General features: G+C 37.3%; 13 protein-coding genes. 4 read left to right on the top strand and 9 right to left on the bottom strand.

What is annotated here, in order from left to right; all coding sequences use genetic code 11:
* Positions 1 to 47: 47 nt before the first annotated feature.
* Together X953_RS04730 and X953_RS04725 are read right to left on the bottom strand one after the other, a co-directional pair.
* Positions 48 to 1,346 (bottom strand): MFS transporter, encoded by a 1,299-nt coding sequence (locus tag X953_RS04730; protein ID WP_040954574.1) that lies wholly within the window; start codon positions 1,344 to 1,346, stop codon positions 48 to 50.
* Positions 1,347 to 1,523: 177 nt separating this feature from the next.
* Positions 1,524 to 1,757, bottom strand: coding sequence for an IDEAL domain-containing protein (locus X953_RS04725; RefSeq protein ID WP_040954573.1), 234 nt, complete (start codon positions 1,755 to 1,757; stop codon positions 1,524 to 1,526).
* Positions 1,758 to 2,005: 248 nt separating this feature from the next.
* On the opposite strand from X953_RS04725, the gene X953_RS04720 reads away from it, so the two are divergent.
* Entirely contained in the window at positions 2,006 to 2,872 is an 867-nt protein-coding gene (locus X953_RS04720) for a cation diffusion facilitator family transporter (protein WP_040954572.1), read from the top strand.
* 36 nt (positions 2,873 to 2,908) lie between these two features.
* On the opposite strand, the gene X953_RS04715 is transcribed toward X953_RS04720, so the two are convergent.
* Positions 2,909 to 3,202 (bottom strand): AzlD domain-containing protein, encoded by a 294-nt coding sequence (locus X953_RS04715; protein ID WP_040954571.1) that lies wholly within the window; start codon positions 3,200 to 3,202, stop codon positions 2,909 to 2,911.
* Positions 3,199 to 3,930 carry an AzlC family ABC transporter permease gene (locus X953_RS04710; protein ID WP_040954570.1) on the bottom strand — a complete coding sequence of 244 codons (732 nt, stop codon included), beginning with the start codon at positions 3,928 to 3,930 and terminating at the stop codon, positions 3,199 to 3,201. Before X953_RS04710 ends, X953_RS04715 begins: the two co-directional genes overlap by 4 nt.
* A gap of 575 nt (positions 3,931 to 4,505) precedes the next feature.
* Here X953_RS04710 and nhaC point away from each other — a divergent pair.
* The gene (nhaC, locus tag X953_RS04705) at positions 4,506 to 5,870 is read left to right on the top strand and encodes a Na+/H+ antiporter NhaC (RefSeq protein WP_040954569.1); all 1,365 of its coding nucleotides are present in this window, start codon (positions 4,506 to 4,508) and stop codon (positions 5,868 to 5,870) included.
* 429 nt (positions 5,871 to 6,299) lie between these two features.
* Here nhaC and X953_RS04700 read toward each other — a convergent pair whose 3' ends face one another.
* Positions 6,300 to 7,064, bottom strand: a complete 765-nt coding sequence (locus X953_RS04700) for a cobalamin-binding protein (RefSeq protein WP_040954568.1) — start codon at positions 7,062 to 7,064, stop codon at positions 6,300 to 6,302.
* Positions 7,065 to 7,079: 15 nt separating this feature from the next.
* Positions 7,080 to 7,832, bottom strand: a complete 753-nt coding sequence (gene map, locus X953_RS04695; RefSeq protein WP_040954567.1) for a type I methionyl aminopeptidase — start codon at positions 7,830 to 7,832, stop codon at positions 7,080 to 7,082.
* 141 nt (positions 7,833 to 7,973) lie between these two features.
* Here map and X953_RS04690 point away from each other — a divergent pair, with 141 nt between their 5' ends.
* Both X953_RS04690 and X953_RS04685 read left to right on the top strand, forming a co-directional pair.
* Positions 7,974 to 8,687: an ABC transporter ATP-binding protein gene (locus X953_RS04690; protein WP_040954566.1), complete on the top strand. Its 714-nt coding sequence runs from the start codon at positions 7,974 to 7,976 to the stop codon at positions 8,685 to 8,687.
* Complete coding sequence (locus X953_RS04685; RefSeq protein ID WP_040954565.1) at positions 8,680 to 10,308, top strand: hypothetical protein; 1,629 nt, start codon at positions 8,680 to 8,682, stop codon at positions 10,306 to 10,308. Before X953_RS04690 ends, X953_RS04685 begins: the two co-directional genes overlap by 8 nt.
* Before the next feature lie 60 nt (positions 10,309 to 10,368).
* Here the strand turns inward: X953_RS04685 and X953_RS19385 are convergent, their stop codons facing one another.
* The 3 genes from X953_RS19385 to X953_RS04675 all read right to left on the bottom strand — a co-directional run bounded on the left by X953_RS19385 (position 10,369) and on the right by X953_RS04675 (position 12,771).
* Entirely contained in the window at positions 10,369 to 10,485 is a 117-nt protein-coding gene (locus tag X953_RS19385; protein WP_084715615.1) for a YjcZ family sporulation protein, read from the bottom strand.
* A gap of 89 nt (positions 10,486 to 10,574) precedes the next feature.
* On the bottom strand, positions 10,575 to 11,333 hold the full coding sequence (locus X953_RS04680; RefSeq protein WP_040954564.1) for a (S)-benzoin forming benzil reductase: 759 nt from the start codon (positions 11,331 to 11,333) through the stop codon (positions 10,575 to 10,577).
* Between the two features lie 67 nt (positions 11,334 to 11,400).
* The gene (locus X953_RS04675; RefSeq protein WP_040954563.1) at positions 11,401 to 12,771 is read right to left on the bottom strand and encodes a dipeptidase; all 1,371 of its coding nucleotides are present in this window, start codon (positions 12,769 to 12,771) and stop codon (positions 11,401 to 11,403) included.
* Positions 12,772 to 12,942: the final 171 nt, after the last annotated feature.

Below are 12,942 nucleotides of genomic sequence, written 5' to 3'. Positions count from 1 at the left end.
ACTAATAAGGAGGACCAAACGACTGGTCCTCCTTATTAGTTTAATTTTTATTTTGGTCTTATTTCCACCTTATCTTTAGCGTTTGTTTGAAGTGCTGCTTCCTGCATACCTTTCTCGACGTTAACGAATTTTAATAAGATTATGCCACCTATAAAAAATACGATTAAGGAAATAATCCCTAAGCGACTTGAACCTGTTAACTGACCAACCAATGCAAATAAAAATGGTCCAAAGATTGCGGCAAACTTGGAAGATATACCATAAAAACCAAAGAACTCAGCATGCTTATTATCTGGTACCATTCGGCCAAATATCGACCTGCTTAAAGATTGCGCACCACCTTGCACAAAACCTACGCATACTGCCAGCAAGTAAAAGTGCAAGGCAGAAGTCATGAAATAACCAAGTACAACTATTCCCATATAGAAATAGAGTGTAAAGGTTAATGCCTTCTTAGCTGTAAACCTTTTTGCTATTGAACCAAATAAAAAAGTAAATGGGATACCGACAAATTGCGTTATCAGTAAAGCAGCAATTAAGGAATTTCCATCAATTCCAATATCCCTGCCATAAATGGTAGCCATTTTTATGATAGTTGAAATACCATCATTGTACATCCAAAATGCTAATAGAAAAATTAATAATTGCTTGTATTGTTTTATTTCTTTAAATGTCGATGTGACTCGTGTGAATCCAATTGCTATATAAGACTGCTCTCTTCTAACCTGAACCTTTTTTTCTTCTTGAATATTTTTAAACAATGGCAATGAAAACAAAAACCACCATACACCTACAGTAGCAAAGGATAATTGACTCGCAACTGTAGCATTTGGAATTCCAAACCAATCATGTTTTAAAATCATTAATATATTTATCGCTAATAACAAACCCCCGCCTATATAGCCCCAGGCGAAACCCGCAGTCGAAATTCTATCTATTTCATCTTCGTTTGCAATTTCAGGAAGAAAGGCATCATAAAAAACGTTCCCTCCCGAAAACCCAATAGTGCCTACAATGAGTAAAATAGAAGCAAATATATAATCTCCTTCCCCTACGAATGCAAGAAGAATACTTGCAATCATACCCATATATGCAAAAAAACGAAGAAATTTCTTCTTTGCAGCAGAATAATCGCTAATTGCTCCAAGAATAGGTGCCAATATTGCTACGATTAATACAGCAATAGATTGAGAATACCCCCAAAAACTTGCGGCAAGATTCTCATTTACCCCTACAGCAGCTACATCATAGTAGAATACAGGCAAGACTGCAGCCATAATTGTTGTGGCAAATGCGGAATTTCCAAAGTCATAAAGCATCCAGCTAAAAGCCGTTTTCTTTCTCATTATTAACCCCCTTTACTTGTAAGCATACCAGAATGAGAGTTTACCTCACATAGTTTTATAAAATTTTTAAAATTAACTGAAACCAATTCATTAAAAAGAACTTCTTCTTATAATATCTTTTTTCTGCACATACAAAGAACCTCACCTCTTAAAAAGGCAAGGTTCTTAAAGTCCAATTTATTCCCAAATAAAATGCCTATATTCTTTACTTAATTTTATGAACAATTTTTCATTACCTGTGTCAATCGCATCATTGATTGCTTCTTCAAGACGCTTTTTATTTACATTAAAGCAAAGTTCGTCTAACAATAATCGGGAAGCAAGCTGAAGTTCAAACGAGACCTCGCGTTTAGCTGTTTTACTCTCACCTTCATATCTTAGAAATCGAAATACTACTTTTTGCTTTTTCATGTCAAGACCCCCTCGGTCCTTTAATACTATTATCCATAATTTTTGGAATAATTGCAACAGTTTTTATATAAAAGTTTAATTATTATTTAAAACGCTTCTTAATAGATTGTGAAATGTTTACCGTATGAAACATACTTATCTGCTTACAATACATATAGCCATGGTATTGTTTGTTTCTCTAGACCCACCAACCATGCTTTTGGTAGACTATGTAAGTATGTAGAGACGTAGTAAATGGAGGAAGCTAGATGAACCATTCGGATAACTTAAAAAAGGGTGAGAAGGGTGCTTGGATCAGCATTATCACCTATTTATGTCTTGCAATTATAAAATTAATTATCGCTCATGAAGGGAATTCAGATGCATTACGAGCAGACGGGCTAAATAACACTACTGATGTTATCGCTTCAGTTGCTGTGTTAATTGGGTTGAAAATTTCCAGGAAACCTCCAGATGAAGATCACCATTATGGACATTACAGAGCTGAAACTATTGCATCATTATTTGCCGCATTTGTGATGATGTTGGTCGGTGTACAAGTAATCTTGGAGACATTTAAAAAAGTGCTATTAGGCGAAGCTTCTCAACCTACTATGTTAACAGCATGGACCGCCTTGGGTGCTGCGATTGTTATGTTTTTGGTTTACTTATATAATGTCAATCTTGCTCGCAAGATACAGAGCAGTTCATTATTTGCTGCTGCACAGGACAACCGCTCAGATGCACTTGTGAGTATAGGAGCTTTCATCGGAATTACCGGCTCTCAGTTTGGGCTCTTCTGGTTGGATCCATTAGCAGGCTTACTTGTTGGCTTCATTATTTGTAAAACTGCCTGGGAGATTTTTAGAGATTCTACACATACATTGACAGATGGTTTTGATGAAAAGCAGATTAAACAGATTAAAGAAAGTGTTAAAAGGGATCCTGAGGTTAAAGAAGTGGTGGATGTGAAGGGAAGAATTCATGGCAATCAAGCTTTCATTGATATTACCATCCTTGTAGATGCTGCGCTTAATGTAGAACAAAGTCACAATATTTCCGATCGTATAGAAGAATACCTATATAAAAAACATAACATTAACCATGCACAAATTCATATAGAACCATATAAATAAAACAGGATCATTTCTTTAAAATGGTCCTGTTTTATTTTATAAAGAGAATAGAAAAACAGTAGCTATAGCTCCTGCTACAACAAGAATTACATTAAAACCGATATATGCTAATCCGATTGCCACTAATCCTCCAATGAGGCCAATGTGTGGCTGATCAGGTCTAACCGATAGTATTCCTGGAAAAATCAGTGCTCCCAATGCAGCGAATGGAATAGCATTCAGCCAACGATTTACCCAATCTTTAAATTGCAATTTATCTACAATAAAGGCTGGAAGAAGTCTTGGTATCATCGTTACAACACACATACCCACGATTATAAAAAGTATCATTTTACTTCCTCCTTCAATAAGTAGATTCCACTCATACCACCAATAATGGTGCCTGCTACAATAGCCCATCCTGTACTCATCCCTAATTGAATGCATAATGCGTTAATCAGCATGGCAACTAGTGCGATTAATCCTAATTTAAATTCCTTTTTCACGGAAGGTACAAGCAAACCTATAAACATGGCGTATAATGCAATCCCCATACTCTGACTAAGCTTTTCAGGTATTATATCTCCAAGTACGCCCCCGAGAAACGATCCAATTACCCAAGATAAATAAGCAGTTAAGATAAGAGCTGTATAGAATAAAGCTCCTTTGTCTTTATTAGCCTCTTCCGTATGTAATGCCGAGACGGCAAATGTTTCGTCTGTAAGCCCCAATGATAGCGGTGCTTTCCATTTCAAGTCCATTCCACGCAAGCGATTCATAAAAGAAAGACTCATAACAAAGTGCCTGAAGTTTAAAACAAATGTGGCTATAATGATTTCTGTTGCACCAGCTCCTAGTGCAATCATATTCGCACCCATAAATTGACTTGCCCCCGCAAAAACCATCACACTCATCAAAGTTAATTCGGTTAAAGTCATCCCGGACTGTTTAGCTAGAACACCATAAGTTAACGCGATTGGTAAATAACCAACCATAATCGGAAACCCGGCTGCAATACCTTTTTTTATCATTTTTGCGCTAGGCGAAATCTCCTGTTTATCGAGAATATTCTCATTCATCATCTTCCCCCCTTGAAGCTACAATTCAAATTATTATAACGTATTTTTTAAATTTTAAAAAGATTTCTCTTTTCTATTTTTCATTGACAAAATCCTTAAAGCATATTATATTCGATAATAATCTAATTGAATATGGCAATCCTGGATGAAAAGTAAATTATTTTTGAGCAAAAAGGAGAGACAGAGTGGTCGGTGAAAACTCTGGCAGGAAATAATTGAATTACACATCCATCAACTCGGATTTATATTTTATGAGTGGTTGAAGAATTTCTTCAACAAGCAGGGTGGTATCGCGGAGTCAGCTTCGTCCCTTACTATAAGGGGCGAAGCTTTTTTATAGAATGAGAAAGTATAAAATTTTTGGCTTTATTATACTCTTACGCATAAACAGCCACGTCTAGCTCCAGCGCCCAGCAACTAGCAAACTTCGATCTTCATTCTACGATAAGTCAACATCGATTCGCTAGATAGCTCCTCGTGTTTCCTTTATCTCGTCAGAAGATCTCCAGTTTGTACGTTGCTAAACGGGCGTTTGCGCTTTTGTTCTTAATTTTTCAACCTAGAGGAGGTTCACCATGTTTCCTATTAAACCAAAACATCATCCGTCATTGACGGAAGCTATCATTTCTTTTGTGATTCTTATTGGTTTGATAAGCTACTTTATTATCGGTATTGGCGCTCCCCCCCATGTTCCGATTATACTTGCTATTTTTCTTCTAATTGCTTATGGGCTCATGAAGAAAATAGCTTTTTCAGAGCTGCAGGCAGGGCTGACTGAAGGAGCAAGGGCAGGTATGGGAGCAATATTTTTATTCTTACTTATTGGTATCTTAATCAGTAGCTGGATTATCAGTGGCACGATTCCGTCACTTATAAACGTTGGTTTTACACTTATTGGAGGTAATTGGTTTTATGCCATTGTTTTTGCAGCGACGGCAATTATCGGCGTTTCAATGGGGAGTTCACTAACAACTACTGCAACCATTGGCGTAGCTTTCATAGGTATGAGTGAAGCATTGGATGCTTCCATGGCCATAACTGCTGGAGCTATTGTATCCGGGGCTTTTTTCGGGGATAAAATGTCGCCTTTATCTGATACGACCAACTTAGCTTCAACAATTGTAGGTGTTGATTTATTTGGCCACATTAAGCACATTAGCTTAACAACAATCCCAGCATTTATCATCTCCTTTATTCTATTTGCTTTATTGTCGCCAAATGAGAATATGCCTATGGGGACAGGAGATGATTACCAACTGGCTCTCGAAGCAACTGGATTAATTCATTGGTCTTCATGGATCCCGTTAATCATTATTATTATATGCACTATTTTAAAAGTTCCAGCTTTTCTCGCTTTGGGTTTAAGTAGCATTATCGCAACGTTTATTGCTGGAATAAGAAATATGTTACCTTGGACGGAGATTTGGAATGTTTGGTTTAACGGTTATACTGCAACGACTGATTTTCAACCTGTTAATGATTTATTGACAAAGGGCGGGATAAACAGTATGCTGTTCACCATTTCTCTTGTCATCGTAGCTTTAGGATTTGGAGGATTGCTTTTTGTCACAGGCATCATTCCAAGTATCTTGCTTTCTTTACAAACGAAACTAAAGAAAACACGCACGATTATACTTTCAACTGCAGCTACAGCAATTGGTGTGAACGTTTCTATCGGCGAGCAGTATCTTTCGATTATGCTTACCGGCGAAACGTTCAAGGGTGTATACGAAAAAGCTGGCCTTTCCAAAAAATCACTTTCTCGTACATTGGAGGATGCTGGAACAGTTATAAATCCATTGGTTCCCTGGAGTGTTTGTGGTGTATTTATTGCAGATGTATTAGGGGTCCCAGTATTGACATACTTACCATTCGCCTTCTTTTGCCTACTAAGTCCACTTATCACAATGGCCTTTGGTGGAAGAAAGCTAAAAAACTAGCGATTTAGTCATTACATTGCAATATTATTTTTAAAATAAATTTAAAGGTAGAGATCTATTCCTTTCTGTAAAGTTGAAGTAAACTGCGAACTAACTTTGTTGATGAAAAGCTCAGCGAAATATTTGAGAAGAAGTGCCCCATTGAACCCCTAATTTAGATAGTTAGAATGCAGTCATAAGCGAAGGGAAAATATGGAGACTCCTGCGGGAAAAGCGAGACTAGCGAGACCCCACAGAACGTAACGTTAGTGAAGTTCGAGGAGGCTCGCAGGCCGCCCGCGGAAAGCGGAATATTTTTCCGAAGCGGTGATTTAGGCAGCCTCTATATTCATAGTTACTTCGGAGTAAATATATATTGTATTTTAATAAAATCTAATAAGTAGTTTTAGATTCAAAAAACAGGCTACCCTACGAGGAGTAGCCTGTTTTTTAGCTGATTGCTGCTTTTAATTTGCGTAACCCTTCCAATAAACGAGGAGATGGTCTGCAAAATAATGATTCTTCCAGTACATGAATGTTATTGAGTTTAATTGCCTTCATCTCATCCCAGCCTGGGCGCTTTCTCACCAAATCTGGGTTCATTTTTTCTTCTTTTACCCCTACCCACACCATGCAGATATGATCAGGATCCCGTTTTTTCACTTCTTCCCAATCGGTTTGGAAATTAGCAGTTTTCTCTGTCGCAAAAACATTCTCAGCGCCAGCTAACTCGCTAATCTCAGTTAACCAGTTAACAGAACCGGGAGTAAATATAGGCTTTGGCCACCATTCCCAATAGAGAGAAGGCTTAGCAGTTTGTACGTTCGCATGCTCTCGGTAATATTGCAAATCGGTTAAAAATGCTTCTTTTTTATGCTTACCATGTTCTTCCTCACCAATTGCAATACCGACTTTTTCTATATCCTCAGCAATCTCCGTAAGAGAATTTGGGTCTAGAATGATATAGGGCAATCCTTTTTCATCAAGGGCGGCTATATTTTTTTCCATTCCCGGTACACTCAAGGAAGCAAGCACAAGGTCTGGATGAAGGTCTGCAACCTTTTCCATATCAATTGACAGATCTGGACCGACTTTTGGTAGGTTTGTTATGGAAGCTGGCCAATCAGAGTAGTTATCCACTCCAACCAACAAATCAGTCCTACCCAAATAAGCCATTATTTCCGTATTACTTGGACAAATGGAGACTACTCGCATTTTATAATCACCTTTCTACTTATCTTGATCAGTAATAATTAGAGGGGCGTCCTTTGTAATTACAAGGGTGTGTTCATATTGTGCAGAACGACCCTTATCAATTGTTCTGGCAGTCCAATTGTTCTGATCCATCTGGCTTTTCCAATCACCTTCATTAATCATTGGTTCAATCGTGATGACCATTCCTTCTTTTAACCGAAGCCCTTTATTTGGTAATCCGAAATGCGGAATATGCGGTTCCTCATGAAGTGTTGGTCCAATACCATGTCCGGTGAAGTCACGAACAACCGAAAATCCTTCTTCTTCCGCATAAGTTTGGATGGCATGCCCAATGTCCCCAATGCGTTTCCCTGCACGTGCCTGTTCAATCCCCTTATACAGCGCTGTTTTGGTTACGTCCATAAGCCGCAGCCCTTTTTCATCAACATTACCAACAGCATAGGTCCAAGCCGAATCCGCAAGACCACCATCAAGGTTTACTACCATATCAATTGTTACGATATCTCCATCAATTAATTCCTCATCACGTGGAAAACCGTGACAAATCTCATCATTTAAGGATGCGCAAATTGCATATGGGTATCCACTATATCCCTTTTGCTCTGGAGTTGCTCCGTGTTCTTCAAGAAACTTCTCAACAAAGGCATCGATTTCCATTGTAGTTATACCAGGCTTAATCATCTTGGCTATTTCTTTATGGCATTTAACAAGAATATCTCCTGCTGCCTGCATCTTTTCAATTTCGCGTTTGCTTTTTCTTGTAATCATCTGTTTCTTCCTTTCCTATATCTTCAAAAACCTTTAACTATGTTAAACTATTCATAAAGTACTTTTCGATAATCATAACCAACATAAAGTTTACCATATACTAACCAATACATAAAAGAGATTAGTGATAAGGGGGATTATATGATCAATTTTAACGATGTAAGTAAAGGGTTTGCTGGAATTAAATCAATGAATCTTACCATTCCTGATGGTAAGATCATTGGTTTTTTAGGACCGAATGGTGCAGGGAAATCTACCACCATTAAAATGATGACAGGTATATTACCATTAGATGCAGGTACGATTACATTAAATGGCTATGATATTGAGAAAGAGCCCATTCAAGCGAAACAACACACTGGGTATGTACCTGACCAACCCGATATGTTTCTACGACTAAAAGGAATTGATTATTTAAATTTTATTGGAGATATATTCGAAGTTCCTGAAACTTTCCGTAGAGAGCGAATTGAACGACTAACTACCCAATTCAATATTTATGATGCACTTCAAGACTATATTCAAACATATTCCCATGGTATGCGACAGAAAATTATTGTTACTGGTGTTCTTCTGCATGACCCCGACATTTGGATTCTTGATGAACCACTAACTGGGTTAGACCCAAAATCTGCTTATATGCTTAAAGAAATGATGCGTGAACATGCGGCTAAAGGGAAAACCGTCTTCTTTTCCAGCCATGGTCTGGAGGTAGTGGAACAACTATGTGATGAAGTTGCTATCATAAAAAAAGGAGAGATTATTTTTTACGGTGACTTAACTGAAATGCGTAAACAATTTCAGACAGATCAATCACTAGAACAAGTTTTTCTGGAGCTGACTAGCGATGAGTAGAACATGGTTATTAATAAAAACAATATTGAAAATGCATTATTCAAGAGCTGGAAAAAGCAATTCACAAATTGGGCTGTTGGTCGTTGCTGCCTTGTTTCTTATCCCACTTGTGTTTTTTTATTTATCTTCTTTAAGAGAGATTATACATACACTCTATGAGGTATTAAGTCCATTCGGACAAGAAACAGCCATCATCGGCTTACTATTTATCATTATGCATGTTCTATTATTTTTTATGAGCTTTATTACTGTTCTAAGTGCTTTTTATTTTGCGGAAGATATTCTCTCTTTTCTTCCTTACCCGTTACATGGCTATCAGCTTTTATTAGGAAAATCAGCTCAACCATTTATTTATTTGTACATAACGAGTGCTGCAATCTATCTACCAGCCTTTATGTATTATGGAAATGCGGCCAGTGCTTCTTTCTTCTATTATATAATCGGATTTCTACTATTTATTTTATTACCGATTATTCCATTTTCCCTTGCTTCCATCTTATTGATGTTCGTAATGAGGTTTGTAAATATTACCAAAAATAAAGAACGATCCAAGATTATCGCCGGGATTGCTTCATTGGTTTTTATTATTTTAATCAATGTACTTGTACGTTTAAATACAGACACGGAGATGATGGTACAGGATATAGCCAGTTATATACAGGAAAAAGATGGGCTGCTAAAACTCATTACTTCCTTCTATCCGCCCGCTTATTTCAGCACAAAAGCCTTAGCAAGTGAAGGACTGCTATTCTTACTCGGTATAATAATTCTCACTGGGATTGCTTTTCTTCTTTTTATAAGCCTTGGTCAGGTTTGGTATATAAAAGGACTATTGGGAACAGGGAACAAAAGGTCAAATAAAAAAACAACGGAAAAGGTATCGAAATATATTAAAAAACGCCCCATCTGGCTATCCTATATTCGAAAAGAACTACTCGTCATCTTTCGCACTCCAACCTTTTTAATGAACTGTGTGATTCAAAGTTTATTTGCACCTGTGTTTCTGTTTATTATTTTTATGTTTGATTCGGGTACTAATGTTACAGGGATGATGGATATATTCTCAACAAAAGAACAATTACTTGTATTATTCTTGGCATCCATGTTTATATTAGGAGCCAACGCTACATCGTATTCCTCCGTTTCAAGAGAAGGTAAAAATTGGAATGCTAATTTATTCCTGCCTTTAGAACCTAAGCAAATTTTCTATAGCAAGATAGCAGTTGCATGGATCATAAATCTTATTCCTATAGGACTCGTACTAGCAGCTTGTATATTTGCCTTTAAACTATCTTTTACTCTAACATTCATTTGGCTTGTTATTGTGTTACTCTCCAGTTGGTTTATAAGCATGCTAGGGACCTATCTTGATTTGGAGAATCCTAAACTGAATTGGACAGATGAACAAGAGGTTTTTAAGACAAGAATGATTGGGTTAATAGCAGTTATTATAGAAATAGGGCTGTTTGGTTTGCTAGTTCTTTTAGTTTGGAATATCTCCTTCATACAAGGTGTTTATCTAACTTCAGGGATTTTACTAATCCTAATGTTAACGGCAATTCTAATTATGGATTACATTCTAAAAATTAAACTAAAACAACATATGCATCAGAGGGTATAATGAAAAAATGCAGAGGAAATCACCTCTGCATTTTTTATATAGTAAGAAAGTAAATCTTTTTTAATAATATCCCCCACCGTAACCTCCTGTGTAGGAAGTACCAATGATAATTAATAAAATAAATAATACGACTAGCAGCGCGAAACCGCCTCCATAGCCTACTCCACCCTTACTCATTATTTCCCCTCCTCAGTAACTCAACTACTATATGCTATGCAGAAGTTGAAAATACGACAGGGCGGATATAATGAATGGTCTTTTGCTTTTTAGACATAATCTGTAACATGATATATCTTCCCATTAATAACGCTTGATTCATCTGTAATTATATCTACTAAAACACCCGCAACCGTGTCAGTTTTTCGCAGTAAATCATTTTCTTTATAAGCTTTAAATTTGTCGATTTCAGCAAATTCCTCTTTGGTACTGGAACGTATTTGCTTTTGCATATCCGTGTCCATAATGCCTGGACTAAATGCAATTATTTTATTCTCTGTTTTACGTTCATCCTGTTCCAAGGCGACTGTTTTTGTATACATATTAACAGCGGCTTTTGAACTGCAATACGCACTCCAGCCATCTACTGGTCTTTCAGCAGCACCTGAGGAGACTGTGGCTCCAATAAATAGCAGATCATCCATTGTAGCTTTCTTTAAAAATGCATTCATCAAAAGCATTGATGAAGTGAGATTAATTTGAATATGATTAATTATGTCATCCGCTTTTATATTCATCGCTTGATCAACCGGCTCGATGACACCAGCATTATTAACAAGGTAAAGGCCTGTTACTTCCTGTTCATTTAAGTCGGCAATGACTTCAGAGATTGTTGCATTTATTGCAGAATTGTCCGCTAAATCACAACTATAATGCTTGAAAATAACATTATTATCGGCAGCATGCCTGCTCAGTTGGTCCGTTTTATTTCTGGAAATGCCAAGTACATGCACACCTTGCTCCATAAAAAGTTTAGCAATTGACAGTCCTAAGCCTCTGGACACCCCAGTAACAATTGCAAATTTCATAACCACCCCTCCTATCCATATAAGTATTCCATACCCACTTTATCCTTTTAAACAAACCTATACTTCACTATTTTTTAATAACTTCATTCCAATAATAAACTAGTGTCTCCATTCCTTTCTCAAAACTGTCCATTGGAAAGCTCTCGTTAGGTGAATGTAATCTATCATCAGGAGTACCAAAACCTAATAAGACAATTGGTATGTTATAAATATCTTCTATCCATTCAACTACCGGAATGGAACCGCCCATTCTTACATAAACAGCATCCTTTCCAAATGCTTTTGAATAGCTAGCAGCTGCTTTTTGGATTAACGCATGCTCCGGCTCCACTTTATATGCCTTGGCCGAAAGCTTTTCTTTTTTAACATCAACGGTCACTCCTGTTGGTGCTACTTTATAAATATGCTCTTCCAGCAATTGTTGTATCTTTACAGGGTCCTGTCCAGGGACTAGACGGCAGGTAATTTTAGCAGTTGCAGAGGAAGGTATAATTGTTTTTGTTCCCTCTCCTTGATAGCCACCATACATCCCGTTAACTTCAAGAGTTGGACGCGCCATTGTATGCTCTTTCGCTGTATACCCTTTTTCTGAAACCGTCTCTTTGACTCCGGTGGAAGCCGTATAGTCTTCACCTTGAACTTGATCAATCAATTTACGCTCATGTGCAGATAAGGGCTCCACATCATTATAAAATCCTTCTACCGTTACGACTTCATCTTGATCCTTCATGGAAGTCAAGATATGACTTAAGGCCATAAGTGGGTTTCGAATGGCGCCACCATACATGCCTGAGTGTAAATCATGATCTGGCCCTGTAACATTAATTTCAATCCCAGTGAATCCTTTCAAGCCATATAAAATCGTTGGTTGATTTTTAGCGATCATCCCAGAGTCAGAGATGACAGCAAAATCAGCTTTGAACATTCCCTTCTTCTCTCGGAGAATATCATATAGATTCTCACTGCCAATTTCTTCTTCTCCTTCAATACATACCTTTACGTTCAGTGGCAGTTTCCTCTCTGTTCTCATGTATGCTTCAAAAACAGCCAGGTGCATAAATACCTGACCTTTATCATCACTTGAACCACGCGCATACAAACGTCCGTCTCTTATTTCAGGTTGAAAAGGGTCGCTTTCCCAAAGTTCAATCGGATCAACTGGTTGTACATCATAATGGCCGTAAAATAAAACGGTCGGAGCTTCAGGGCCGGCTTCATTGTACTCTGCATAAACAAGTGGGTGCCCCTTTGTTTGCTGCTTTTCTACTTTATCGAAACCAATATCATTTAAATAATTCACAATAAAATCAGCAGCTTTATGTATATCTTCTTTATGTTCTTTGCTTGTACTTACACTTGGTATAGATAAAAATTCATTCAATTTTTCAAGTAGGCTGGATTGGTTTTCTTGTAAATAGGCTAAAGCTTTTTCACTCATTATTCTGCCTCCAATTTGTCTATTTGTTACCCATTCTAGCATAATGGCTCAAATTCTCCTATCGCTTAAGCTGCACATATAAAGGAGGTTGGAACACAAATAAATTATTTTTAAAAGGAGAACAATTGTAAAGGGGCTGGAACAGCTCTGAAAAAAACATAATTATCCATA

The organism is Virgibacillus sp. SK37 (assembly GCF_000725285.1).
Taxonomy (GTDB): Bacteria; Bacillota; Bacilli; order Bacillales; family Amphibacillaceae; genus Virgibacillus_Q.
This window is presented reverse-complemented; position numbering and strand designations above follow the sequence as displayed.

Bases quoted from the DNA above. Each gene is read 5' to 3' on its own strand.
- X953_RS04730 (WP_040954574.1), bottom strand. From the start codon at position 1,346: ATGAGAAAGAAAACGGCTTTTAGCTGGATGCTTTATGACTTTGGAAAT.
- nhaC (WP_040954569.1), top strand. From the start codon at position 4,506: ATGTTTCCTATTAAACCAAAACATCATCCGTCATTGACGGAAGCTATC.
- X953_RS04680 (WP_040954564.1), bottom strand. From the start codon at position 11,333: ATGAAATTTGCAATTGTTACTGGGGTGTCCAGAGGCTTAGGACTGTCA.
- X953_RS04700 (WP_040954568.1), bottom strand. From the start codon at position 7,064: ATGCGAGTAGTCTCCATTTGTCCAAGTAATACGGAAATAATGGCTTAT.
- X953_RS04725 (WP_040954573.1), bottom strand. From the start codon at position 1,757: ATGAAAAAGCAAAAAGTAGTATTTCGATTTCTAAGATATGAAGGTGAG.
- X953_RS19385 (WP_084715615.1), bottom strand. From the start codon at position 10,485: ATGAGTAAGGGTGGAGTAGGCTATGGAGGCGGTTTCGCGCTGCTAGTC.
- map (WP_040954567.1), bottom strand. From the start codon at position 7,832: ATGATTACAAGAAAAAGCAAACGCGAAATTGAAAAGATGCAGGCAGCA.
- X953_RS04690 (WP_040954566.1), top strand. From the start codon at position 7,974: ATGATCAATTTTAACGATGTAAGTAAAGGGTTTGCTGGAATTAAATCA.
- X953_RS04685 (WP_040954565.1), top strand. From the start codon at position 8,680: ATGAGTAGAACATGGTTATTAATAAAAACAATATTGAAAATGCATTAT.
- X953_RS04675 (WP_040954563.1), bottom strand. From the start codon at position 12,771: ATGAGTGAAAAAGCTTTAGCCTATTTACAAGAAAACCAATCCAGCCTA.
- X953_RS04720 (WP_040954572.1), top strand. From the start codon at position 2,006: ATGAACCATTCGGATAACTTAAAAAAGGGTGAGAAGGGTGCTTGGATC.
- X953_RS04715 (WP_040954571.1), bottom strand. From the start codon at position 3,202: ATGATACTTTTTATAATCGTGGGTATGTGTGTTGTAACGATGATACCA.
- X953_RS04710 (WP_040954570.1), bottom strand. From the start codon at position 3,930: ATGAATGAGAATATTCTCGATAAACAGGAGATTTCGCCTAGCGCAAAA.